Here is a 23,984-nt window from a genome sequence, read left to right on the forward strand (position 1 = left end):
ATGTATGGATGAGCGGTTTTCACGGTAAATTCATACGGTCTTTGAGCGTGGCGCCCTGATCGACGGAGTGATTTCCGTTCTGGCTGCAGTTAAAGGGAAATTTTTATGATTTTTCTGTATTTTTGTCCTGAGATCCTTCTTTCGCATGCCTAAAACCCGCGGTGGCTTATATGGCAAAAGGTCGAGAACAGAAGTAAAATACTCTGTTCTCGACCTTTAAGACTCCATAACCTTACATGTGCAGGCGGATCTAGTCATCCTGAGCAATGTGCCCGTTATGCTCTCACTGCCGTTCTTACGGCTTCGGTTGCAGCTTCGTCCACTTCATAGCCTTCTTCAGTTCGCTTCAGGACGATGCCATATTCATTTCTGCAGGCTGCCAGGGAAATCTTGCCCTCTCTGAGGTCATTTAGAACAAGCTCGGGCTCTCGTTCATAAGGATGCCCATATCCGCCAGCGCCCGGTGAACAGACGGTAACCAGATCTTCATGATTCAAAGTGATGCCCGACACCTTCGAGCCCAATACTTCCGTATTTCCACCCTTTCTTGTCAGCATAAACTGCCCGGGACTGCCGGCTTTACCCTCGCAAAGCCCCCATGGAGCAAATTTATGCCGGTCGCCAAGGCCCGTGTAGCTCAAGCCGTCATGCAGGATGCGAAAGTCCCTCCGAATTCCAAGTCCCCCGCGAAACCTGCCGGCGCCGCCGGAATCCTCGATCAGCTGGTAACGTTCCACCATAACCGGATATTCACGCTCAAGAGCCTCTACAGGCAAATTGGACGTATTCGTCATGTGCACTTGAACACCGCTGAGTCCATCCCCCCTGTGATGAGCCCCCGAACCCCCGGCTATGGTCTCCAGATAAACGAAATATTGATCGGTAGCCGGATTCATTCCGGAAAAAATTGCCGAGGTCACTACACTGTTACATGCGGCTAATACACGTTCCGGCGCGATCTGAGCCAGAGCGCCCAATATGACGTCAACTACCCGTTGAGCCGTATCAATCCGTTGTCCAACCGGAACAGGCAGCTTGCAGTTCACAATGGACCCTTCAGGAGCGGTCACCTGGAGCGCCCGGTAAATCCCGTGATTCGCAAAGATGGTTTGTCCGGCCACTGCCTTAAAGCAATAAAACGCTGTCGTCAAAAGTCCGGAATACGTCATATTCAAAGGGCCCGGCACCTGGGGGCTTGAGCCTGTAAAATCAAGCTTTGCCGTTCCGTCATCAATGGTGACCTGTACACGAATGGGAATCGGTGTCTCGGAGTTTTCCCCCGCATCATCCAAATAATCCTCAAACGTGTACGTTCCGTTTGGAAGCGTGCGGATACCTGCTCGCATGAGCTGCTCGGCGTAATCCAGCAGCGCATTTGTACAAGCCGCAAAGTAATCGGGTTGATACTTTTGTACCGCCTCGGCCATTCGTTTCGCTCCCGCGAGATTGGCGGCGATCTGGGCATTCAAATCTCCGGCCCGTTCATAAGGAGTACGGGTGTTCAGAATAATAAAATCATATGTCTCCTGAACAAGGGTTCCTGCCCGGCAGATTCGTCCGAGCGGAATCCGGAGCCCCTCTTGAAAAATATTGTCCGAATGGGCCGATACGCTTCCCGGCACCATGCCTCCAATATCGGAATGATGAGCGATATTGGCTACAAAGGCCACAAGACGATTCTCCACGAATACCGGCGTAACCATCGTAATGTCCGGCAAATGCGTACCCCCGCCGGCGTACGGGTCATTCGTTACGAAAACATCCCCGTCTTGAAGAGATTCCCTGGGGAACTTGGTCAGCACCTCGGAAACAACACCCAGCATGGAGCCAAGATGCATAGGCACGTATTCCGCCTGGGCAATCATATTGCCCTCTGCATCAAATATGGCAGTAGAGCAATCCTTGCGCTCTTTGATATTCGTGGAGTACGCCGTTTTAACGAGCGTTACCCCCATCTCCTCTGCCACCGAAAGCAACAGATTCGCGACGATCTCCAGTGTGATTGCATCGATCCGTTCCATCGTTAGTCCTCCTCACTGAAGGTATGAATAATCATATTTCGGTACGGGTCCACCTCCATCGTTTGCCCCGGCAAAACGAGGATGGTTGAATCCATCTGTTCTATGATCGCCGGCCCTGTGAGCCGGTCTCCCGGCTGCAGATCGGTCCGGTTGTAGACAGGCGTCGCACAGGTTTCTGCATGACCGTTCTCGGCGAAGTAGACGTCACGGACTACAAAGGGAACAGGCTTGCCTTCGCGATGTTCCTCTGCTCTCTTCAGTGCAGCCTTCGGCAGCATGCCCAATGCCGTCACCCGATAGTTCACAAACTCAATTTGCCCGTTTCGGTTGGAGTAACCGTAATTTTTTTCGTGCATTTCATGAAAGCGTTCGAGAATTGCGGCTATGCCGTTCGGAGTAAGCTCAGACCATTCGACCGGCACAGTCAGCTCATAATTTTGTCCTTTGAAGCGGGTATCCAATCCCAGGACGAATTTTCGGTTCGGTACGGCAATTCCTTCTTTCTCCAGCATCTTGTTCGCTTCCCGTTCCATCTCGGCGTACAATTCCTGGATCACGTCCAGTCCGCTGGCAGTCCCGGGCTGCAGTGAAGAACGCACAAAGTCGAAACGAATATCGGCTACAAGCAGACCAAGCGAGCAGAAGGTGCCGGGAGAAGGCGGAACCAATATGCGCGGAATGCCCAGCTCCCGTGCCAGCGCCCCACAATGCAGGCCTCCGCCGCCACCGAATGACACCAGTGTGAATTCCCGCGGATCATACCCTTTTTCGATGGAAATGAGACGGATAGCACGTGTCATGTTCGCATTAACCACGGACAGGATGCCCATGGTTGCATCCATGAGCGACAAGCCGGTTGGTGTACAGATATGCTCCTCCACCGCTCGTCTGGCGCCTTCCACATCCAATGACATCCGTCCGCCCAGAATGCCGTCAGGGTTGAGTCTGCCCAGAATCGCGTTGGCATCGGTGACGGTCGGCTTTGTACCGCCGCGTCCGTAAGCAGCAGGTCCCGGCAAAGAGCCCGCGCTTTCAGGACCCACCTTTAAGGCACCGCCCGCATCAAGCCAGGCGATCGAACCGCCTCCGGCCCCGCACGCGTGAATGTCCAGCATGGGGATGCGCGCAGGGAAACCTTCCACTTCACGCTCCATGGAAACCTTCGGCTCGCCGTTCTCGATCAGGCTGAAATCCGCCGACGTGCCCCCCATATCAAATGTGATCATATTTTTATAGCCTGTCAGCTCTGCCAGCCGCGCAGCCGCGACGACACCTGCGGCCGGACCCGAAACCGCGGTGCGGACGGGGGCTGCGACCGATTCCTGAATAGAAATAATCCCGCCGCTCGATTGGGTTATGTAAGGATCCACAGGAATCCCTGCTTCCCTGACAGACTGCTGGAAATTTTGCATGTACTGCTGCATAACCGGGCCGAGGTAGGCATTGATAGCTGTTGTGCTCAGCCTGGCATATTCGCGGAATTCAGGCACTACTTCCGACGAGGCGGAAACGTACACTTCAGGGAAAAGACGCCGGATTTCCTCCACGGCTTGCCTTTCATGCTCGGGATTCAGGTATGAAAACAGGAAGCATACGGCGATAGATTGCACACCCGACTGCTTAAGCTCTTCGATCGCCTTGCGCAGACTGTCTTTATTAAGCTCTTTTCGCTTGCTGCCGTCCGCATACAACCTCTCTTCCACTTCCAGACACAGCTGCCCGGGAATGACCTGAACCGGTTTTTCCTTGAAAAAGTCGTACAGACCTGGACGAGTCTGCCGTCCGATCTCCAGCAGATCCCGGAACCCTTCGGTAACGAGCAGGCCTGTGACAGCCCCTTTACGTTCAATGAGCGAATTGGTTGCGACCGTGGTGCCATGTGCCAGATACATTACCTGGTCAAATGGCACGTGGTTCATCTCCAGTATTTGCCTGATGCCCGCCATAATCGCTTGCGAGGGATCAGCCGGAGTCGAAGGTACCTTATGATTCACGATTTCAGCGGTAACCGTATCTACAAGCGTCACGTCCGTAAACGTACCGCCGACGTCCACACCTACCATAAAACGCATTTACATCCCTCCCACAGTTTGGTGTATCCCGATCAGTAAGGAATCTTGAACATGTAGCGTCTCGTTTCCAGCGGGTGGTTTCGTTCCTTGGACAGGGCCAATGCATACATCCGCAGGACAAAGTTGATGGCGAGCGGCGCAATGTAACCTCGAACCTCTTCATCAATGCCTGTCAGATCAAATGTCTTGGCATCCAATACGAGATTTTTTTTGCCATGCTTCTCAAGGAAAGCAAGCGCGCGTTCCTCAAGCGGACGTGTCTCGTCAAGGCCCATAAGCAGAATGAAAGGCACATTTTCATCCAGAATTTCAAAAGGTCCGTGGAAAAATTCCCCTGCATGTATCGCGTGCGAGTGAATCCATTGCATTTCCATAAGTATACAAATGGCGAAAGAATAAGCCATGCCATAGTTGGAGCCCGATGCCATCGTATAGATGATTTTCTCATCTTTAACCTCTTTGGCATAAGCCTTTGCTTTTTCCGCATACGTTTTCATGAGCTTCTCAAACACGGTGTCCAGATGCTGCAGGCTGCTTACGAGCTTTTCATATTTCCGGTTGCCTTCTTTCACATACAGGAGTCCCATTGCAAGCTTATAAAGGATGGCATAGTTCATAATTTCCGGGTTTGGCTCCATGTTGCCGGCCGAGATCCAGCTGTAATTCACGATAAAATCCGATTCCTCCGCAAGCGGGGCCGTTTCCACATACATAAGCGATACCACCAATGCGCCTTTGGCTTTGGCGAATTTGGCTGCTGCGGTCGTTTCAGGCGTTTTCCCTTTATGTGAACAAAGAATGACGAGAGATTTCTCTCCCAATGACATTGGATTACGATGAATAAATTCATTGGAGTTGTAGATTTCTGCGGTAATATTTTTCGATTCCCGATCCAGGAAATATTTACTCGGGTACATGAGGGCCGAAGAGCCGCCGCAGGCGACATAAAAAACCCGCTGAATTTCCCTCTCCTTAAATGCCTCAAAAATACGCTCCAATTGCTCCTCCGCTTTTGTATAAGCTGGTACTTGTGCCATCTGTTCTTCCTCCTCTGTTTTAGTTATGCAGTTACCGGGCCGTTTCTCGAACGGAATCAGCCGCCTGCGTCCCATATCCGAAAGAACCGTAAAATCCGCAGGTGACGGAGGCCGAGTAAGCCGCTTTTCGCAAAGCCTCAACCATATCGCGGTGCCCGTGATACGAAGCGAGAAAGCTACCGATAAATGAATCCCCTGCCCCCATCGTATCCACCACATGTGCAGGCAGCGGCGGCTGCCGATACATTTGTCCATGTTCGAAAAACATTGCGGGTTCACTGCCTTTGGTAATTCCGACCACCTTCACGCCATACACAAGCGTTTCTTCAACAAGGCGAAAGATTTCATCATCGTTCATGTCGGCTCCCGAAAAAAAAGCATACGTAAGATGAGGACATACGGCCTGCAAATACGGTGATGTCCATTTCTGCTTTGTCGAAAAATCAAAGGAGACGGACTTGTGCGACAAACTCGGAAGCTCATGCTCAATGCTGCTGTTCACACTGGTGTGGATGACATCGAAGCGGTTAATGTAGTCAAGGTCTTCTTTTGTCAGGCGTAAACTCAGCAGCGACTGAACACGCATTTCACGGTTTGTTCCGGTAAATATGCGGTCACCTGCCTCATTCAGGGCGACAGATGCACAGGCGTTAGGACCATAAGCGCGTCTCATCCGGGCTGTTTCAATGCCCTCCGATTGGAGACACTTCAGCACATAATCCCCGGCTTCATCGTCACCAACCAACCCCAGGTACGCACTGTGTTCCGCTCCATTTCGCTTGGCTGCAACGGCAACGTTCAAAGCGTTCCCTCCCGGATACATCATGGACTGATCCTGATAATAGTCGACGACATTGTCTCCGATTCCGATCAGCTTCATCCGGACCTCTCCTTTTCATGAAATGTAGGTATGCCGCTTTCTCGCCTTTGATTTTATAACTGAGTGAAGCTTCATCCCATGTCTGGAAGTATGGTTTGAAGGTAAATTTATACGCAATTTGAAACGAGGCAGAAACGAGGCGGTTACGGAGAGGAAATAGTTGCAATACTTCATGTTTTCCCGGTAATTCTATCCGATAAAAAAACTGCCCTCACAGAGTAGTGAAGGCAGTCCGGTCATATATTATGAAGCAGTTGGCAGTTCGCTCAAGCCCTGATCTGATAGCCCGCTCTCCAAAGCGGCTGTTGCCAAGAGTGGAGATGTGTCATCATCCTAACGATCGCGGTGGCTCTGGATAAACTTCACGGCTGCCCGTATATCGTCTTCCGGATGTTCGCCAACCTCCCTTTCCACCGTCAAATAACCGGTATAGCCGATAGCCTGCAGCGCGGCAAAATAAGCCTCAAAATCAACGCTGCCTTCTCCAAGCGGCACCTCCCGGAAACCGGCCCCGCCCTCAGCCATGACCGCGATCTGCTCGTGGTCCAAAACTCCATATACGTCACGGGGATCGACCTCACGCAGACGCACGCCGTCTTTTACATGGGTATGTACAATATAATTACGCAGCGTATACACGCCCTGCACGGGATCATCGCCGGTGACCATCACCATATTCGCCGGGTCAAAATTAACCGCCACCCCTTTGGAGTCCAGTGAATCCAGAAATTTCTTCAGACGGTCCGCCGGCTCCGGGCCGGTTTCAATGGCAAAATATCCGCCGCGCGAGGATGCATATGCCGCCAGCTCGTTGCAGGCCTTCTGCATGATGGCATATGCAGGATCATCGCTGCTTTCCGGTACAATTCCGATATGGGTAGTCACGATATTGGTCCCCAGATCGAAGGCCAAATCGAGCACCTTCTTCGATTTTTCGATTTTCCAGCCGTTCTCTTCCGGATTTTTGAAGCCATGGCCGCCGTAATCCGCACATAAAGCCGATACCTCAAGACCGAGCCCGGAAATGTACGCACGCAGCTCTTTTCTGTCCTCTGCCGTCAAATTGTCAGGCTCCATTTCACCGGCAATGGCCCAGATCTGCACACCATCAGCTCCGATTTCCTTCGCTTTCTTCAGATCCTCCCTCACGCCAAGACCAAAGCTATCCGAAATAACCCCGATTTTATTCGTTAATCCCACGACCATCATCCTTTCTTTTCCATAAATACATAATAAATATATCTGAGCACAATCTGCCCGCAGCCCACTGATACTCGACTCGTTGGCGTTGTCCATATCATAGTTAGTATTCAATATCCACTGCACTACTCCTGCTCCTCCCGTCGAAGAGGCGACTCAGTAAATGCCAGATTGCCCTGTCCCAGTATCCTTCTGCTCATATACTGAAACATAACACATTTCAAGGAGGTCATCTGAATACCGGATTAATTCACTTTGGAGGGGTATCCATGTTACAGGCTGTCACCTATGTCCGCTCTCTTTTTGGATGGAGTAAGCCTCATCTGATGCAATGCAGCGATGGTAATTTATATGTAGTCAAACTATCAAGTAACCCTCAGGGGATACGGGCTCTCGCTAACGAGATGATCTGCTGCAGACTGGCAAAACTGTTGAACCTCCCCGTTCCAGATGGACAGGTCATCCATATTCATGAATCGTTAAGAACACAGTTCTTGGAGTTAGGCTTCAATATCGGGGATGGTCCGCATTTTGGCAGCAGATATATTTCTAATAGTACGGATAATCCCTCAGACGAAGAGCTTGGCAGCTGCATCAACATTGCACAGGCCGCAGATATAATCACATTTGACTATTGGCTGGATAATAACGACCGTTATCTATGGCGGGATTATGGACAGAACATCCTTGTCTCACGGGGATCTGATTCACAGATATGGATGATTGATAATGCAAATATCTTCAACGGTCCGAATTGGACCCCGGAATCGGTGTTAGATTCAGTTTCCGAATACCGAAAATTTTGGGGCCCGTTGTACGCCAAGTTTGTCCCCTATTTGGACGGTCCCAACCCGTTTGATTCAGCAATAGCTGCCATCAACGCACTGCCGTCAAGTGATTTGCTCGAAATTACTGCCGATCTGCCGGCTGAATGGGGCGTTACCCGTGCGGAACTCGTAACATTATCGTTTGCACTGGATTGCCGCAGGTGGAATCTGTCGAATTGGCTTCTCCAGCTCAAGGAACACTTTCCGTTGTGGAGAAGCATACCATGAGGGGGTGAAAAACTGTGGCATATTACAACATCCAAGTGTACCCTGGCATTCATACACCCGGTGAAGCTTATAAGGTCCAATGGTATAATCCGACAGGTTACCCCTTTCTCGGAGCAGGAGCGCAAGGAGCCGTTTTTCAGCTCTCTGCCGCTGCGTGTGTTAAGGTCTTTGCCCACGAAGCAGACGCGCAACAGGAGGCTGTTACCCTTGGCCGTGCCTCTTCCGCATCATTCATCCCCCAAGTATTCGAAACCGGCCCCAATTATATCGTCATGGAATTTATTCAGGGACAGGGGATTAAAACATTTCTTTCCGAGCAGCAAGCATTCCCACATGACCTTGCCGAAAAGCTGCTGACAATGCTTTATGAAATGAAGCGTGTTGGATTTACACGGATCGATACTGCTTTGCGTCATGTGTACATTACTCCGGAACGACAGGTCAAAGTGATTGACCACGTGAATTCGTATCAGGCAGTACAGCCCTATCCGGAAAGAATGTTAAGAAGTCTTGCCAATATAGGATATCTGGCTCCCTTTCTTCACTATGTCGAAAGGCAGGATCCGGCGATGTATGCCGAGTGGAAGCAGGCATCTGTGATTCCTTATGCTTAATAGAAAGAGGCCGTTCCTTGGTGTGGAACAGCCTCTGCTTGCTTCTGCTTATGGCTCAAGCCCTGATCTGATAGGCAAAATGATATAATGAATCGATATTTGCGCTGACCTGTTTGTCCCCGCTAAAGAAGACAATTGGGATAATATCATAATAGTGAATGCTTAACCCGTTATTATAGTAAGAATAATTGCCAGCCGCCGAAGTCAGGTTGTTAAGGGAAACCGAGAAATAACCCTGACTGTCCGTTGTGGTGCTGGCCTGAAAAATTTGCTGGTTGATCGTCACTCTCAAGGCAGCCGTCACAGGCGCATTGGCAACCGGATTGCCTGAGGCGTCAAATGCCCGGCCGGAGATCGTAATGTTGTTTTTGATCCGCCATTTGTCCCCGTATCCGTAGTTAATAAATCCCTGAACTCCGCCATCCGAAGTAATATTGGTGATGCTGACACGGGTCACATCGGCTGCCTGGTAGCTTACGGACAAAGTATAAGGAGTCGTAAGATCAAAGGAGGACGGAGCCCAGACACGGATGTAGTAGTCCCCTGCCGGAAGTTGAACCTGCCCTTGGGAGTTTTGTCCAAGGTATCCGAGGCTGTTGAGATTGGCATCATAAAGGTCCAGCCGGTATTCACCGTAGGCTGAAGGATTGTTCAGAAGCAATCGGACAGGCGCATTTCTAGGCAGACTGATTTTGGTCCAATCTTCATCGAGAAAGTTATCTATATTCTGGCTGCTGCTGAACGTCTTGGAGCCTTGATTTTTCGCAAACCAGGGATTGTCGTCAGGCTCATTGGCATCGTAGCTGTCAGACAGTCCGACATAAAGCGTGAAAGGGTTAAGCGTGTCTGATCCGACATAGGATTGAACAAGCACAAAATAGTACCCTGGATCGGCTACGTGGCTTAACTGTTCGTACTGTCCGTTTCCTTTCTGCGAATAGGAGACCCGGGTTAGTATTCCCGTGGCTTCGTCGAGCTTGTACAGGGACAGGTCATAGTCAACGGCAGCCCCCGGATTCATCAAAGCGGTAAGCTTCAGCGGGGAATCAACATTAGTCAGGAACCATCTGCTCTCGCCTTCTGCCGTGATATAACCGGATGTCTGCGTTCCCGGCGCAATGTAAATTGCCCCATCAGGTGAGGTATTGTCATAGGTGGCAGCTGTTGCCGAATTGCTGTATGTCGCGTCCGTTATCGAAAATAACCTGTTATGAGAACTGTCAAGCAATACTTTTTCATCCATCTCAGATGCTGACTTGCTGCCCAGCTTGCCTGCTGACGCTGCCGGAATTGCTGATGTATGTATACCGCCAAGATCTGTATCCGCAAGCTCCTTCAGTTTGATGCCGGCAGCAGTTCCATCATCCGGGGAAAAGGCCGCATGCAGCGGTAAAGCCCACGTCAAACCTGCCATGAAAAACAAGGCGCCCAATAACACGATAACTCTTCGGACCATTCTACCATCTCCTTTATTAAGTTTTACAAGTTTAATATAATCCTCCTTTCACATCTTGTCAATTACTGTAATTCAATGAATAGTTTACTTTTTAAATTTATTTTTTCCTTGTATTTATTTAGTAGCTTCATACGATTAGAAAATACAAAAAAAGCGCCGAACCTCCAATCAGGTTCGGCGCTTTGATTACATGATATTTAGCTGTTGTCCTGGACTAGGCCTCGTAGCTGTCCACCATAACCGGCTGCTCATACGCATTCTCCAGCTTGCGTATTTTGCTCTTCACCACTTCAGGCGGCTCCACGGCAGGTGACATCGGATGCAGCAGCCACGATTTGACATAATGAGTATCGGACACCTTGTAAATAGGCGGTTCCTTCTCAAAGTCAATTTTCATCGCATAAGTGCTGCGCAGCGCAAAGGCATCTCCCTTAGGCGGATGCAGCAGATCGGGAGGTGTGCCCGGAATCGCGGTCAGCTTCTGGCCTTTGCTCTCCAGATGCGGCATGGATGCCAGCAATCCCCAGGTATACGGATGCTTCGGATCATAGAAGATTTCGTCCACCGTGCCGGTCTCGACGATCTGGCCTGCATACATAACAGCTACCCGGTCCGCCATCTTCGCCACTACGCCAAGGTCGTGGGTAATGAAAATGATCGCTGTCCCGATCTTCTTCTGAATCTCCTTCATCAGCTCAAGAATTTGCGCCTGAATCGTCACGTCCAGTGCGGTTGTCGGCTCATCGGCAATCAGCAGCTTCGGATCTGCCGCAAGCGCCATGGCAATAACCACCCGCTGTCTCATCCCGCCGCTGAATTCATGCGGGTACTGGTTAAAGCGCTGCTCAGGATGCGGAATTCCAACCAGCTTGAGCAGTTCTATCCCCCGCTTGTAAGCGTCTTCTTTGGACATCTTCTTGTGCTTGAACAATACTTCCGTAATCTGCTTGCCAACCTTGATCGTCGGGTTCAGGGAAGTCATCGGGTCCTGAAAAATCATTCCGATTTCGTTGCCGCGGATGCTTCGCATTTCCTCTTCGGTCTTGCTGATAATTTCCTTGCCGTCAAACAGAATCTGACCGCGCTTGTACACAGCCGGCGGCGAAGGGATCAGCTTCATGATGGCCTGTGAGGTTACGCTCTTGCCTGATCCGGACTCGCCCACAATCGCCAGCGTTTCCCCTTTATTGACATGAAAGCTTACACCGCGGATGGCTTGAAGCTCTCCCCCACGCACTTTAAATGAAATTGCCAGATCTTTAACTTCCAGGAGCTTGGACATTATATCACTCACATTCATTTATTCTGATGATTATTATCATACAATTCTACCATACATGTCCGAACAGTCAAGATAACACGGCTGGTAAGGTACATAAAACAACGGTTTGATATACTGTTATTGGAAATTCAGGTATGATGCGGCCGCTCCCGGAATATCAGAGCCCCGTCAGGCCCCATTTTAGAGGATGCATTTCAGCGCTTATTGTTGCGCTGCTTATCGCGTGTTTATCACGTGTTTATCGCGTGTTTATCACGTGTTTATCGCGTGTTTATCACGTGTTTATCACGTGTTTATCACGTGTTTATTGTGCGGTCAGAATCAGCGGCCCGTTTCTGGTGATTGCCACGGTATGCTCATATTGAGCGGACAGCATACCGTCAAGCGTTCTGGCTGTCCAATTATTGTCATCCATCTTGCTGTGCCAGGTTCCTTCATTGATCATCGGCTCGATCGTAATGACCATGCCTTCTTTTAATCTCAAGCCTCTGCCCGGCGTGCCATAATGCGGAATTTGCGGCTGCTCATGCAGTGTGGGCCCGATTCCGTGGGCAGTGAAGTCACGGACGACCGAGAAGCCCAAGGGTTCGACATAACTTTGAATAGCATGGCCGATGTCCCCTAACCGGTTGCCCGCTACCGCTGCCTCAATACCTTTGTACAGCGACTCAAGCGTTACATCCAGCAGCTTCTGCGTATGCTCGGGAATGTTGCCCACCGCATACGTCCATGCCGAATCAGCCAGGCCGCCGTGCAAATTGACCACCATGTCGATCGTGACGATATCACCCTCTTGCAGCGGCTCTTTGCGCGGGAAGCCGTGGCAAATTTCATCATTAATGGAAGCACAGGTCGCATACTCGTATCCTTTAAAGCCTTTCTGCTCAGGGGTCGCACCGTGCCGGGCCAAATAGTCCTCAACAAAACGATCGATTTCCATGGTTGTAATCCCGGGGCGGATGATTTTTGCAATTTCACGGTGGCATGCGGCCAGCAGCTTTCCTGCTTCGTGCATCAGATCTATTTCGCGTTCACTTTTTAAAGTAATCATCCTTGGCTCCTCCATTAAAGTTATCCAAGATTTTATAACATTGTATGCAGTAAAATCCAGTTCATCTTCCTGAATTGAAAATAGTATGCATTGATATGTACATCTTAAACGACAAAAAAAGCTGTTTCAAAAGCGATGCAAAATCCACTTTTGAACAGCTTCCAGTTACCGCCTAGTCACCTTTTCGCGCCTGATTGCTTTTTCGATTATCGCCAGGCATTTCTCATGATACATACTTTCCCTTGATCTCAAGCGCATATACCGAAGCCGGGTGCAGCAGAAGACCGCGCTGCCATGCCTCTTCCGGCACTGTGCTCACCTTGCAGGTGATGCGATCCGGAGCAAAGACGGAGTTGATCTCTTCGAAGGAATCGCCCGTGATTTCATGGAGAAGCGCTTCCCCGGACACTTCCAACCCGCTCAGACTGAGCTCTGCTGTTACCTCCTGCAGGCTGCGGTTCACGATAAAGACAGTGACCGTGCTGCCTTCTTCATTGATGCAGGCTGCCACGTCCAAATCCGGCAGTGCGTCAAATCCGGCAGGAGTCGGCTTGTGGGAGAGGACGGAGAAGGAACCGCACGCCACATCGACAGATAACATGCGCCGAATGTCCCGGTTCGCATACAGCTTCAATACTTCATAAGTCGGCGTACCGTACACCGTCAAGGGATGGCCGCTCCAGCCGGGGATTTTGCCGCGGTATTGGTCGGCATAATAATCCCCCACGCGGATGCAGCCCCCAAGCCAGCCGTTGACGAGATCAGAAAAGCTGCCGATGTGCACCAAATCACTGGAGCGCAGAAATTCATTGAGATTGGCAGCATTCGCCACAGCGGCCCCCAACGTGTGCTCATCCGGCAATCCTTTTCTGCCCGTGTTCGGATAATACATTGTGTTGTATTCGGTAATAGCCAGCTTGATATGGCGGTGCTTCGCATTCGCGCGGATCTGCTCCGCCGTGCGCCGGATGTCATCGCGGGTCCACTCGGCGAAAGCAGCTATCGCTTTATAGCGCTCCCCGGCAGGTGTATTGCGGTTCATCCCAAAGCGCCCCAGGCCGTGATATAAATGCAGAGTCAAATAATCGATATGCTCCCCCGCGATATCAAGCACCGCCCGATTCCAGGCTTGATCGGTATGCCCGCAGGCCAAAATAACGAGCGACGGGTCTGCCGCCTTCATCGCTTCGGCAAAAGCGACGCACCGCTCCGCAAACTGGTCCGCAGAACAGCTGCCCACCTGCCAGTCTCCCCATACTTCGTTGCCGATTTCCCAATACTTTACATTATATGGCTCGGAGTGTCCGTTCGCCGCCCGCTGCGCGCCCATCGGCGTATCGATGCCACCATTGCAGTATTCCACCCACTGGGCGGCTTCCTCCGGTGTTCCGGAGCCATCGTTCACGCAAATAAGCGGCTCAACACCAAGCTCCCGGCAGAACTGAATAAATTCATCCGTGCCGAAATATTTGCACGTCCACCCGCCCCACGCTTCGTTGTACATGACAGGCCGTTCCAGTACAGGACCGATGCCGTGCTCAAAGTGGTAAGCGCTGATGTAATTGCCGGCAAGCCGCATCATGCCTGCGTTCAGATCCCGCGTCATCTCCATCACTTCGCGCTTCACCCCGCCGATGCTGTCCGCAGGCAGCAGGGACACATGATCGAGCCATAGCATGCCTGTGGATACTTGATCATGCCATCTTGGATGATCAGCCGGCACGTATACCCGGATTTCAGCATCCGTGCAAGCGCGGGAGACGGACAGCTTCGCCTCGTATTCCTGCCAATTATGGCTGGACAGGTCAATACGCACAAGCCCGATCCGCTCCTCCATGCGCCGGTCTGCCGCCTCGACCAGCACGTATTTAAGCTCGACGGAAGCCCGGGCGACCAGCTTGACCGTATAATCCATCGGTCCCTTCAGCGCTGCTGTCTGCGTTATCCCGGCATAAGCTTCATCATCGCTCAGAATGCGGATGCGCACGGCACGGCCCGAATGTCTCAGAGCCGGTGCCTCCAGTGCGTATGTTGTATTCCGCCCGTTCGTGTAGTGTCTCCAGTCCCCCGGTACGCCCGTCTGTCCCGCGGCTTCACTTTCAAAATCCATATCCTTCAGCGGATAGGCCAGCATGGCCTCCATGTGGTCACGAATATCCTCGACGAAATGCCCAAACAGATAGGGGTTGACCGTATGATCGCTTGCCCGGCCGGCATCAATGGTAATTTTTGCGTTAGCAGTCAATTCGTTTCCCTCCTTCACAGGTTTATCCTTTGATTGAACCGATCATGACGCCTTTTACAAAATGCCGCTGCACGAACGGATACATGATGAGCACCGGCAGACTGGAGACGATAATGACCGCATACTTGATACTTTCGGCCAGCAGCACCTTGTCCTCCAGCCCGACGAGGCCGTCCACGGCGTCCGATTGGCTGATCAGCAGAATTTCGCGCAGCACCAGCTGCAGCGGATACAGCTCTTCGCTCCGGATATAAATGAGCGCATTAAAAAACGAATTCCAGTGGCCGACGGCGTAGAACAGGACCATCACGGCCAGGATCGGCTTCGATAGCGGCAAAATGATGCTGACGAGCAGCCGCCAATTGGAGCAGCCGTCGATATGGGCCGCTTCCTGCAGCTCCCAGGGAATGCTGGACTGAAAGTACGTTCTCATGACGATCAGATTGTACGTGGAAATCGCGCCCGGAATGATCAGGGCCCACATCGTATCGACCATCCCCAGATCCTTGACTAGCAGATAGGTCGGAATCAGCCCGCCGCTGAAAAACATGGTGAACGTCACCACCAGCATCAGCCCTCTGCGCAAGGGAAGATCCGGCCGCGAGAGCGGATATGCCGCCAGCAGCGTCATAACGATATTGATGACCGTACCGACCGTTGTATACAAAATCGAATTGGCATATCCGGTCCAGATTTGATCATCAGCCAAAATATTCGCATAGGCGTCAAGCGTAACACCCTTCGGCAGCAGCCACACTTCCCCGCCCAGCACCTTCGCCGGATCGCTGAACGAGGCGCTGACCACAAACAGCAGCGGATACAGCACAATGATGATGATCACCGCCGCGACCAGGTACAGAATGATATCAAACCAACGTTCGTCCTTAGGACCGTTTGACGTCTTTTTTGCCACAGATGGCTGAGACATGTTCCTATCCTCCTTTACCATAAGCTCGTCTCCGACGTTTTGCGGGCAAAACGGTTCACCATCAGCAGCAGCGTCAGATTGATCACCGAGTTGAACAGCCCGATCGCCGCGGTGTAGCTGTACTCGCCTTTAAGAATGCCTGTTGTATACACGAACGAGGAGATCACGTCGCTTGCTTCGAGATTCAGATTGTTTTGCATCAGCAGTATTTTCTCGAATCCGATGTTCATAAATTGCCCTACGTCCAGAATCAGCAAAATGACGATGACGGGAACGATTCCCGGCAGGGAGACATGCCAGATGCGCCGCAGCCGGGAAGCTCCGTCCATCTTGGCCGCTTCATATAGCTGCGGATTAATCCCGCTAAGGGCCGCGATATAGATGATCGACTGCCAGCCCATGTTCTGCCAGATGTTTGATCCGATAAAAATCGTTTTGAACCAGCCTGCCGCCTCCATAAACCGGACCGGCTCTCCGCCGAACGCATGAATCAGCATGTTGACCGGACCAGTGGGGGCGAGCATGACTGTGAGAATTCCGACGATGACGACGACCGAAATGAAGTGCGGGATATAAGTGATATTTTGCAGCACTTTGCTGAAGGCCTTGCTGCGAAGCTCATTCACAAGCAAGGCCAGCAAAATAGGGATGGGAAAAGCGATCAGCAGGGACAGCAGGTTGATGGACAGCGTATTCCACAGCAGCCTCCAGAAATAATAGGAATCGAAAAAGCGCGTGAAATGATCAAAGCCCACCCATTCGCTGCCGAGAATTCCCTTCGCCGGATTGAAATTTTTGAACGCGATCTGCAGCCCGTACAGCGGAACGTAATGAAAGAGCAAGTACCACGCTACCGGTAAAAGCAGCATGAGATATAAGTCATATCTTTTCACGATTTGCCGGACCAGATTGCCCCGTTTGAGACGACTCCGGTGCACCGCTGCCCTCAAAGGGGCCTCCGTATTGTTCATGAGCATCTACTCCTTATCCAAAAAGGCTTACGCTTATTTCTGCATTTTGTCATAGGCTTCCTGATACAGCTTTTCCAGCTCATCGATCCTCATTTTCTGCAGCGTGGAGCGGAATTCATCCCATTTATCAAAGCTGAGCGTCCCGGCAATGAATTTCGTGCTTTGCTCTTCGTAATATTTATCAATGTCGGTACGCAGAATATTGACCTGCTGTGCCGTTTGCTCGTCAAACATCGGGGCAGCATAACGGACCTTCGGCATATAAGGATCCAGCTTCTCCTGCGCCTCCTGCACCTGCGGAGGATTGATGTAGGATGCGACCTTGTCGCTGATCAGATGCGGCGCTCCACCTCCGGCGTACGGGGTGATTTTCGGCTGAGTCTCCGCAGTGGAGTATTCTTCTTTATAGTAAGGAATGCCGTCCTTCAATTCATAATGCTCGCCTTCTCTTCCGAATCTGAGTAAGGTTGAACCTTCCTCGCTGTAAAAATAGTCGATCCAGCGCAGTGTAGCTTCCGGATGCTTGTTGACCGAAGTAATGGCAAAGGCTCCAAAGTCCCGTGCAATAGGCGCTCCCTGGCTTTGCAGCCGATCCCCGTGCGGACCTTCAAGGGGAGCGATTCCCGTATATTGATCCGCGATTTTCAAGAAAGGATTGTTCGTTTGGTCAAAAAAGAAGCCAGTCTTACCCGATGCCTGTTTGGCGAGATATTCTGCTTCTTTATGCGAAAACAGCGCAGGATCAAGCAGTTTTTCGGCATACAGCTTATTGAGGTACATCAGCATTTCTTTGTTGCGCTCACTGCCCATCCAGATTTCCACTTTGCCGTCAACCAAGTTAATGTTGTAGCCAAGCTGCTGGTCCAGGCCAAACGAGCCGCTCATCATATTTACAATCGGCAGTCCGAGCCCGGGCTGCCCGGCGCGGGCGGTCATCGGAATTTCGTCCTTCTGCCCGTTCCCGTTCGGGTCGCGGTCGCGGAAGGCCACCAGCACGTTATACAGATCGTCCGTCGTTTGCGGTTCTTGCAGATTCAGCTTTTTCAGCCATGCCTGATTGATCCATTTTTTATCTGTTCGGGCAGCGTCCAAAGTAACGACTGCAGGAAGAGCATAAATATGGCCTTCCGGAGTCGTGATTGCCGAGCGGATTTCGGGGTACTGATCCATTAGTTTTTTAAAGTTCGGCGCGTAGTCGTCGATCAGCTTTTCGAGCGGAATCAGTTGACCGGCCGTTCCGTAACGGATCGTCTCAAGCGGGGTAAGACCGGAGCGAAACAATGCATCGGGAAGCTCATTGGATGCGAACAACAGATTCTTTTTCTCCTGAAAACCGTCCGTCGGCGCCTCGATAAATTCCACCTGCACATTGCTCATTTTTTCATAGTCCTGAAACACCGGCATATCCTTAAACGGGCCGTTGACAGGGGCAATGCGTGAGAATATCTTAAGTTTAATCGGTTCCTGCACGATGGGATATCCGGTTTTGTTCACGACAGTCCCGGATTCCCCTTCAGGATTGGCTTCGTTATTCGTGGGGGCACCTGAATTGCACCCCGATAACACAAGGCCAAGCACGAGCATCGTCCAGATTGCACTTCTTCTCCACGGTTTACGCATACATTTTGCAACTCCTTTTAAACCAAAGTATTCAAAGATATATAGTGGGCATTAAGAGTTGCATTTAGCATAAAGTAACCTAGTGGAAATAGAAATGACATTTCGTTGTTATTCATTTGGCATTTCGTTGGGAAAGTAATTGACGGCGGTAATAGGTAGGAGAAATTCCATAGTAAGTGCAAAAAGCCCTTGAGAACGTATACAAGTCCGTGTATCCGAGAGAAAGTGATATTTCCGTAATCGATAACGACCTGCTTTGCAGCATTTCCACCGCACGCTCCATCCGCAGCTTTATCAAAAATTCTCGGGGACTCTTACCGGTACAACGCTTGAAACTGCTGGAAAAATGAGAGCGGTGCATACCGATAAACCGTGCGACATCCGAAACGGTGATGCCTTCGGCATAATGTGTTTCCATATACCGCAAACAAGCGTTTAACCAATCATTGTCGTTTGCAGCCTCGGGAAGCGGACGCGATAATAATTCAAAGATCCGGTACAGGATGATCTGCAGCTGCAAATCCCCGTCTTTCTCCCGGTTTTCGATCTGTTTCATGGAGGCCCTCAGCAATTCGGCCAGCTCGTTCGTGAGTTTGTTGCGTAAATACGGTTTACGCTCCGAAATTCCGATTCTTTTTACCAGCTGTTCTGCCTGCGATCCATGAAACGCCAACCAATGCATGCGAAGCGGAGCTCCGGGGTCATATTGCGATATCCAGTAACTGTGTTTCACATTCGGGAACAGGCAAAACATACTTCCTTCCTTTAAAGTTACCGTATCCCCCAAACTCGACAAAGTCACCTCGCCGCTGAGCACAAAATGAAAGGAAAAGCATTCTATCACTCTCGGTCCTACACTATAATTCTCTTTCGCCACATTATGCCCGGTTCGCAGCGGCCAAAGTCCGCCAAGCTTCTCAAACTCATTTGGGGCGTAATAAAAAATGTCCGCATATTCATGTCCGTAGTCCTTCATCTCCCTCACCCCCGCTAAAAAGATTTTAAATTTGATTATACTATTTCCCCTCTTGGTAACGTCAAGAAAAACAAAATGCCATCTATATATAACATTAGGACATTTTGAAAACACCACTCTTTCAATAATATGGTACTAGGAGGGGATCATGCTTGACGAAGAAACCTAACATTTTACTAATCACGAGCGATCAGCAGCATTGGAACACGATCGGAGCATTTCAGCCTGAAATCTCCACGCCGAATTTGGACCGTCTGGCTCAGCAAGGAACCATGTTCGGCCGGGCCTATTGCCCGAATCCGACCTGCACGCCCAGCAGGTCCTCCATCATTACGGGGATGTATCCGAGCCAGCACGGCGCCTGGACACTGGGTACGAAACTGCTTGAGGACCGCCATACCGTAGGGGAGGATTTCAGCCAGGCAGGCTACCGGACCTCGCTGATCGGCAAAGCGCATTTTCAGCCTTTGACATCGACACCTGAACACGAATCGAAGGAAGCTTATCCGCTGCTGCAGGACCTGGATTATTGGCGGAGCTTCCACGGTCCGTTCTACGGGTTTGACCATGTCGAGCTGGCACGGAACCATACGAATGAAGCCCATGTCGGCCAGCATTACGCTTTGTGGCTGGAAGAGCGGGGCTGCGCCAATTGGCGGGATTATTTCCTGCCGCCAACGGGAACGATGGACCCTGCACAGACGTATAAGTGGCCGATACCGGAAAAATATCATTACAACACGTGGATTGCGGAGCGGACGAATGCCCGTCTGGAGCAGCATAAGCAATCGGGTGATCCTTTCTTCCTATGGGCCAGCTTCTTCGACCCGCATCCGGAATATTTGGCGCCTGAGCCCTGGGATACGATGTATGACCCGGAGAAGCTGACCATTCCTTCCCTTGTGCCTGGAGAGCATGACCGCAACCCGCCGCATTTCCGCTTGACACAGGAGGAAAACCCGGACTTTTCCGCTCTAATGGAGACAGGCTTCGGCATTCACGGCTACCGTTCCCATCATTATTATGAGTACGGGGCAAAAGCGCGGCTGACGGAATACGACAAAAAGAAGCTGGTCGCCGTGTATTACGGCATGATCAGCCTGATGGACAAATATATCGGCAAAATTCTCGATAAATTGGACGAACTGGGATTGGCGGAGAATACCCTCGTCGTGTTCACGACGGATCACGGCCATTTCTTCGGCCAGCATGGCCTGCAGGCCAAAGGAGGCTTCCATTACGAAGACCTCATCAAGCTTCCGTTTATCGTCAGATACCCGGGCCATGTCCCCGCCGGCCGGCGTTCGGATGCGATTCAATCCTTGGTTGATCTAGCGCCCACCTTCCTGTCCTTCTGCGGTCTGCCAATTCCCCCGTCCATGACCGGGATCGACCAAAAGGAGGTGTGGCTCGGCAGAAAGGAACAAGTGCGGGAGCATGCCATTTGCGAATTCCGGCACGAACCGACCACCATTCATCAAAAAACCTATGTCGACACGCGTTACAAAATCACGGTTTATTACAATCAAACCTACGGAGAAATCTTCGATCTGCAGGAGGACCCGGGAGAGCTGCATAACTTGTGGGACGAACCCGGCTGCGAGCAGCTCAAGACGGAGCTGCTGCTCAAATATGCATGGGCCGAGCTTGGCAAAGAACCGCTGCCCATGCCGCGAATCCATCATGCATAGGCATTGGAGGTCCGGGATGAACCCGACCGTTAAAGGACAGCCAGCCCCGGCTTGATTGTATGTTACGGAGAGCAAAAAAAAGAGGCCTCAGCCATCTAGAATACGGTTGAGACCTCTTATTTTACATCATTATTGAGGAATTTCGATCGGGAAGAATGCGCCCATGATCATGGCACCGATAATCGCTCCGCCGGCAATCGGCTTTTTGAAGGCGTAAAATATGGCCGCTCCGATGGTTGCTCCGATGCCGACAGGAATGGAAGCCATGGCGGCAGAGATAATAATCAGCGGCCCGAGATAACGTCCGGCCGCATTGCCCGCTCCCATCATAATATCCGCACCGAAAGTGGAGTTGGAGGCGTTGATGGTAAATTTGCGGATCATAATGATGATAAATCCGACCAGGAATCCCAGCACCGCTCCGGTCAGCAGCGCAAGCGGGAAGGAGGTCAGCGGCGCGGTCAGCCCGGCGCTCAGCAGCAGCGCAGGAACGCCGATGCCAAGACCTGTCTGCAGCGCCCCGCCGATATCAAGAATGCCGACGAGCGGACCTTCCAGAATACGTGCGAACAGGAAGCTTGCCCCGAAGGCGGCGGCAGCGCCATAGCTCCCGCCCTTGATCCCTGCTTCCAGCATGGCCACAATGGCAATATCATTAAAAGCCCCTACATGATATACATAGTACAAGTGCGTTCCGGCGAAAATGCCTGAAGCCAGCAGCGCGACGAACAACGTAAACGCCCATTCCGAATACCAGAATCCAGTTTGCAGTTTTGTATTTTCCATCATTAACCCACCTCAGATCCAAAAAGTGCGTGCAGATCAATAAGCCACTGCGGAATTGTCATATGCATGCTCTCGATCAGCTTCGCGTCAAAGCCGCGGAAGAAGCCACTGAACAGGAAGAGCAGCACAACCGCTACAACGAGTGTTTTGGTAATACGGTTCCAGCCGCTGTCGTCAACGCCTTTGCCGATCAGGATGCCAAGCACAATGCCCGGCACGGCATTGCCCATCACGAGGTGTGACAAACCTCCGAGCACCGTCGCCCACACTCCCGTACGCTTGCCCGCATCCATCGCCGCCGTCCAGAAGACGATCGGCATGATCGGGTTGATCAGCCAGTTCGCCGCCGGCACCAGCACCTGGGTAGCGACAGCCTGCAGTGAAGCCGGAATGGCGGCTGCGGTAGAATTCAGCACCGTGACGACAACCGCGCCGACTACGGCACCCGTCCATGCCATTTTACGCGGATCATGAAGCGTTTCTTCCACGTTTTTATTTTTGAACAAGAGAGTAGCGGCCGCCCAGTTCGGAATAATGCGATGATCCACATCCTGGGTCAGACCGCCGGCCCCAACGACGGAGGCCCAGGCATTAAACAGGAAGCCGAGACCAAATGAGAAGTGAGCCACCGGGTCCCCCTGGCAGGCATTCAATTCACCGAAGGTACGAAACGCCCCCATGCCCTGCACTTTCGGAGCGTGGAACATTCTGGCGGCGCCCGCCCCCACGCCAAAGCCGACAAACAGGCCGATCACGATTGATTTTAAAATGATTTCCAACGTCTCCATAGCTTCCCCCTTAATTCAGCAAGCGCCTATCGCATGCGCATGACATGCTGGATTGCAGTCTGTTTTTCTTCATGGACCTCGTATTCGATTTTGGACAAATCCATATATCTGAGCATCACAGTAATAGTTGCCTTGATTTCATAGCGGGTCCGTGTGCGTGGAAACAGAATGCCCAGGAACTTCTCTGTACGCACCGTCCTGACGGCGGACAAAACCTCCATGTTGCGCGGTTCAATCTGCAGCATCATGTCCGCTTCATTACGGGTCACCTGCTTTTTCATTTCATTTAAAATGTGCTGAAAAGCGGCGCGCTCGCTCTCTCCTGTTCCCGTCAGAGTCAACGTTACTTCCTTCTCCAGGTACATGGCTTACCTCCCGTGCGTCTGAATATAAGCTTCCGTAAGTCTGCGCCCCAGCTCCTCGGTATCCATGAAACCAAAGCCGATCACCTTCTTGCCGCTTCGGATGGCCGTTACCCCTGCATCAACAGAACGAAGGCCAAATTCCATCGGATATTTGTATTTGGTGTTGGCAGTCACCGCACCCGCGCCGCCGCTGCCGCAGAAGGAAATGCCGAAATCGGCCTGCTCCTCATGCATGACATCGCCAAGCTTCATGTCAGCACCGATGCCAGGGATTACGATAGCGATTCCTCCAGCCGCCTCCACTCCTTTGGCAACGTTTTGCCCTTTGCCCAGACGGTCGCCAATTACTACTTTCACCTTTTCACTCATTTCAGTTTCCTCCCATATTTGCCTTTACGGCTTCAAAATGAACTGCAAGATAAAAAATTTCCGCCGTATCCGGCTCCTGCGACTCCGCTCCGGGAACCAGCTTCAACAACTTACGGCTTAAACGCTCGTACTCCGGGCTGATTTCCGTCAGCATTTCGTCCGGAATTTCCGGCAGGCGTTCTCCCTGGTCAAGCCGTTTCAAATAGGCAAGCAGGTGGATGCCAATCACGACAGCCTTGTCGTGGCCGATTTTCAGTCCCGCTTCGGGAGCGTACTCCTGAAGCCGGGGCAGCCAATCTTCCAATTTGCTTTGCGCTTCCTGGTCTGCAGTCGCTTTCTCTGTAATGTCCCTCAGGACGCTGCTGGTAATAAACATGTTAGACATCTCCGATATTTTTAGATTAAAGAGGCCCAATCTAGAAATCGGTGTTTGACCCATGGGCTTGCCTCGAATGAATAATCTAATCCGGTACATTTCTTTGCTAACGGTTGTCAGAGCGCTTATTCGGCCGAGAAAAGGAAGATTTCTTTTCTAACAGTTGTATGTGCGCTTATTTAGGGGAAACAGCCCCTTCAC

21 protein-coding genes are annotated in these 23,984 nt (G+C 51.4%); 3 read left to right on the forward strand and 18 right to left on the reverse strand.

The features are described from left to right. Positions 1 to 275: 275 nt before the first annotated feature. The 5 genes from ACE5KN_RS13725 to ACE5KN_RS13745 all read right to left on the reverse strand — a co-directional run bounded on the left by ACE5KN_RS13725 (position 276) and on the right by ACE5KN_RS13745 (position 7,216). A complete protein-coding gene (locus tag ACE5KN_RS13725) occupies positions 276 to 2,021 on the reverse strand; it encodes a hydantoinase B/oxoprolinase family protein (protein WP_375524811.1) in 1,746 nt (581 codons plus the stop codon). Positions 2,022 to 2,023: 2 nt separating this feature from the next. Beyond that, the gene (locus ACE5KN_RS13730) at positions 2,024 to 4,093 is read right to left on the reverse strand and encodes a hydantoinase/oxoprolinase family protein (protein ID WP_375524810.1); all 2,070 of its coding nucleotides are present in this window, start codon (positions 4,091 to 4,093) and stop codon (positions 2,024 to 2,026) included. Positions 4,094 to 4,125: 32 nt separating this feature from the next. Continuing rightward, a complete protein-coding gene (locus tag ACE5KN_RS13735) occupies positions 4,126 to 5,130 on the reverse strand; it encodes an SIS domain-containing protein (RefSeq protein ID WP_375524809.1) in 1,005 nt (334 codons plus the stop codon). Positions 5,131 to 5,161: 31 nt separating this feature from the next. Beyond that, positions 5,162 to 6,010 carry a PfkB family carbohydrate kinase gene (locus ACE5KN_RS13740; RefSeq protein WP_375524808.1) on the reverse strand — a complete coding sequence of 283 codons (849 nt, stop codon included), beginning with the start codon at positions 6,008 to 6,010 and terminating at the stop codon, positions 5,162 to 5,164. 333 nt (positions 6,011 to 6,343) lie between these two features. Next, positions 6,344 to 7,216: a sugar phosphate isomerase/epimerase family protein gene (locus tag ACE5KN_RS13745; RefSeq protein ID WP_375524952.1), complete on the reverse strand. Its 873-nt coding sequence runs from the start codon at positions 7,214 to 7,216 to the stop codon at positions 6,344 to 6,346. Positions 7,217 to 7,479: 263 nt separating this feature from the next. Here ACE5KN_RS13745 and ACE5KN_RS13750 point away from each other — a divergent pair, with 263 nt between their 5' ends. Together ACE5KN_RS13750 and ACE5KN_RS13755 are read left to right on the forward strand one after the other, a co-directional pair. Continuing rightward, the gene (locus ACE5KN_RS13750) at positions 7,480 to 8,265 is read left to right on the forward strand and encodes a HipA family kinase (RefSeq protein ID WP_375524807.1); all 786 of its coding nucleotides are present in this window, start codon (positions 7,480 to 7,482) and stop codon (positions 8,263 to 8,265) included. Positions 8,266 to 8,279: 14 nt separating this feature from the next. Then, the gene (locus tag ACE5KN_RS13755; protein WP_375524806.1) at positions 8,280 to 8,879 is read left to right on the forward strand and encodes an AarF/UbiB family protein; all 600 of its coding nucleotides are present in this window, start codon (positions 8,280 to 8,282) and stop codon (positions 8,877 to 8,879) included. A 55-nt stretch (positions 8,880 to 8,934) separates the two neighbouring features. On the opposite strand, the gene ACE5KN_RS13760 is transcribed toward ACE5KN_RS13755, so the two are convergent. From ACE5KN_RS13760 to ACE5KN_RS13795, 8 genes are all read right to left on the reverse strand, one after another. Next, complete coding sequence (locus tag ACE5KN_RS13760) at positions 8,935 to 10,335, reverse strand: carboxypeptidase regulatory-like domain-containing protein (RefSeq protein WP_375524805.1); 1,401 nt, start codon at positions 10,333 to 10,335, stop codon at positions 8,935 to 8,937. Positions 10,336 to 10,549: 214 nt separating this feature from the next. After that, positions 10,550 to 11,617 (reverse strand): ABC transporter ATP-binding protein, encoded by a 1,068-nt coding sequence (locus ACE5KN_RS13765; RefSeq protein WP_375524951.1) that lies wholly within the window; start codon positions 11,615 to 11,617, stop codon positions 10,550 to 10,552. A 304-nt stretch (positions 11,618 to 11,921) separates the two neighbouring features. Continuing rightward, complete coding sequence (gene map / locus ACE5KN_RS13770) at positions 11,922 to 12,668, reverse strand: type I methionyl aminopeptidase (RefSeq protein WP_375524804.1); 747 nt, start codon at positions 12,666 to 12,668, stop codon at positions 11,922 to 11,924. A 223-nt stretch (positions 12,669 to 12,891) separates the two neighbouring features. Continuing rightward, complete coding sequence (locus tag ACE5KN_RS13775) at positions 12,892 to 14,913, reverse strand: alpha-L-arabinofuranosidase family protein (RefSeq protein WP_375524803.1); 2,022 nt, start codon at positions 14,911 to 14,913, stop codon at positions 12,892 to 12,894. Between the two features lie 22 nt (positions 14,914 to 14,935). After that, positions 14,936 to 15,841: a carbohydrate ABC transporter permease gene (locus tag ACE5KN_RS13780; protein ID WP_375524802.1), complete on the reverse strand. Its 906-nt coding sequence runs from the start codon at positions 15,839 to 15,841 to the stop codon at positions 14,936 to 14,938. A 14-nt stretch (positions 15,842 to 15,855) separates the two neighbouring features. Next, positions 15,856 to 16,812, reverse strand: coding sequence for an ABC transporter permease (locus ACE5KN_RS13785; protein ID WP_375524801.1), 957 nt, complete (start codon positions 16,810 to 16,812; stop codon positions 15,856 to 15,858). 33 nt (positions 16,813 to 16,845) lie between these two features. Next, the gene (locus tag ACE5KN_RS13790; RefSeq protein ID WP_375524800.1) at positions 16,846 to 18,432 is read right to left on the reverse strand and encodes an extracellular solute-binding protein; all 1,587 of its coding nucleotides are present in this window, start codon (positions 18,430 to 18,432) and stop codon (positions 16,846 to 16,848) included. A 112-nt stretch (positions 18,433 to 18,544) separates the two neighbouring features. After that, entirely contained in the window at positions 18,545 to 19,408 is an 864-nt protein-coding gene (locus ACE5KN_RS13795; RefSeq protein WP_375524799.1) for an AraC family transcriptional regulator, read from the reverse strand. 152 nt (positions 19,409 to 19,560) lie between these two features. On the opposite strand from ACE5KN_RS13795, the gene ACE5KN_RS13800 reads away from it, so the two are divergent. Next, a complete protein-coding gene (locus ACE5KN_RS13800; protein WP_375524798.1) occupies positions 19,561 to 21,099 on the forward strand; it encodes a sulfatase family protein in 1,539 nt (512 codons plus the stop codon). 129 nt (positions 21,100 to 21,228) lie between these two features. Here the strand turns inward: ACE5KN_RS13800 and ACE5KN_RS13805 are convergent, their stop codons facing one another. From ACE5KN_RS13805 to ACE5KN_RS13825, 5 genes are read right to left on the reverse strand one after another with little or no spacing between them, the layout of a single operon-like run. Beyond that, positions 21,229 to 21,885: a DUF4310 family protein gene (locus ACE5KN_RS13805; RefSeq protein ID WP_375524797.1), complete on the reverse strand. Its 657-nt coding sequence runs from the start codon at positions 21,883 to 21,885 to the stop codon at positions 21,229 to 21,231. A 2-nt stretch (positions 21,886 to 21,887) separates the two neighbouring features. Further along, positions 21,888 to 22,673 (reverse strand): DUF4311 domain-containing protein, encoded by a 786-nt coding sequence (locus ACE5KN_RS13810; protein WP_355326065.1) that lies wholly within the window; start codon positions 22,671 to 22,673, stop codon positions 21,888 to 21,890. 26 nt (positions 22,674 to 22,699) lie between these two features. Continuing rightward, a complete protein-coding gene (locus tag ACE5KN_RS13815) occupies positions 22,700 to 23,038 on the reverse strand; it encodes a DUF4312 family protein (protein WP_375524796.1) in 339 nt (112 codons plus the stop codon). Positions 23,039 to 23,041: 3 nt separating this feature from the next. Then, positions 23,042 to 23,407 carry a glycine-rich SFCGS family protein gene (locus ACE5KN_RS13820; protein ID WP_355326071.1) on the reverse strand — a complete coding sequence of 122 codons (366 nt, stop codon included), beginning with the start codon at positions 23,405 to 23,407 and terminating at the stop codon, positions 23,042 to 23,044. A 1-nt stretch (position 23,408) separates the two neighbouring features. Next, a complete protein-coding gene (locus tag ACE5KN_RS13825; protein WP_375524795.1) occupies positions 23,409 to 23,783 on the reverse strand; it encodes a hypothetical protein in 375 nt (124 codons plus the stop codon). Positions 23,784 to 23,984 lie beyond the last annotated feature (201 nt).

The sequence above is a fragment of the Paenibacillus terreus genome (assembly GCF_042138595.1).
Classification (GTDB): Bacteria; Bacillota; Bacilli; order Paenibacillales; family Paenibacillaceae; genus Paenibacillus; species Paenibacillus terreus.

What these genes read in the sequence shown, in the direction of transcription:
- ACE5KN_RS13725 (WP_375524811.1), bottom strand. Translation starts at nt 2,021, where the DNA reads ATGGAACGGATCGATGCAATCACACTGGAGATCGTCGCGAATCTGTTG.
- ACE5KN_RS13730 (WP_375524810.1), bottom strand. Translation starts at nt 4,093, where the DNA reads ATGCGTTTTATGGTAGGTGTGGACGTCGGCGGTACGTTTACGGACGTG.
- ACE5KN_RS13735 (WP_375524809.1), bottom strand. Translation starts at nt 5,130, where the DNA reads ATGGCACAAGTACCAGCTTATACAAAAGCGGAGGAGCAATTGGAGCGT.
- ACE5KN_RS13740 (WP_375524808.1), bottom strand. Translation starts at nt 6,010, where the DNA reads ATGAAGCTGATCGGAATCGGAGACAATGTCGTCGACTATTATCAGGAT.
- ACE5KN_RS13745 (WP_375524952.1), bottom strand. Translation starts at nt 7,216, where the DNA reads ATGGTCGTGGGATTAACGAATAAAATCGGGGTTATTTCGGATAGCTTT.
- ACE5KN_RS13750 (WP_375524807.1), top strand. Translation starts at nt 7,480, where the DNA reads ATGTTACAGGCTGTCACCTATGTCCGCTCTCTTTTTGGATGGAGTAAG.
- ACE5KN_RS13760 (WP_375524805.1), bottom strand. Translation starts at nt 10,335, where the DNA reads ATGGTCCGAAGAGTTATCGTGTTATTGGGCGCCTTGTTTTTCATGGCA.
- ACE5KN_RS13765 (WP_375524951.1), bottom strand. Translation starts at nt 11,617, where the DNA reads ATGTCCAAGCTCCTGGAAGTTAAAGATCTGGCAATTTCATTTAAAGTG.
- map (WP_375524804.1), bottom strand. Translation starts at nt 12,668, where the DNA reads ATGATTACTTTAAAAAGTGAACGCGAAATAGATCTGATGCACGAAGCA.
- ACE5KN_RS13780 (WP_375524802.1), bottom strand. Translation starts at nt 15,841, where the DNA reads ATGTCTCAGCCATCTGTGGCAAAAAAGACGTCAAACGGTCCTAAGGAC.
- ACE5KN_RS13785 (WP_375524801.1), bottom strand. Translation starts at nt 16,812, where the DNA reads ATGAACAATACGGAGGCCCCTTTGAGGGCAGCGGTGCACCGGAGTCGT.
- ACE5KN_RS13790 (WP_375524800.1), bottom strand. Translation starts at nt 18,432, where the DNA reads ATGCGTAAACCGTGGAGAAGAAGTGCAATCTGGACGATGCTCGTGCTT.
- ACE5KN_RS13795 (WP_375524799.1), bottom strand. Translation starts at nt 19,408, where the DNA reads ATGAAGGACTACGGACATGAATATGCGGACATTTTTTATTACGCCCCA.
- ACE5KN_RS13805 (WP_375524797.1), bottom strand. Translation starts at nt 21,885, where the DNA reads ATGGAAAATACAAAACTGCAAACTGGATTCTGGTATTCGGAATGGGCG.
- ACE5KN_RS13810 (WP_355326065.1), bottom strand. Translation starts at nt 22,673, where the DNA reads ATGGAGACGTTGGAAATCATTTTAAAATCAATCGTGATCGGCCTGTTT.
- ACE5KN_RS13815 (WP_375524796.1), bottom strand. Translation starts at nt 23,038, where the DNA reads ATGTACCTGGAGAAGGAAGTAACGTTGACTCTGACGGGAACAGGAGAG.
- ACE5KN_RS13820 (WP_355326071.1), bottom strand. Translation starts at nt 23,407, where the DNA reads ATGAGTGAAAAGGTGAAAGTAGTAATTGGCGACCGTCTGGGCAAAGGG.
- ACE5KN_RS13825 (WP_375524795.1), bottom strand. Translation starts at nt 23,783, where the DNA reads ATGTTTATTACCAGCAGCGTCCTGAGGGACATTACAGAGAAAGCGACT.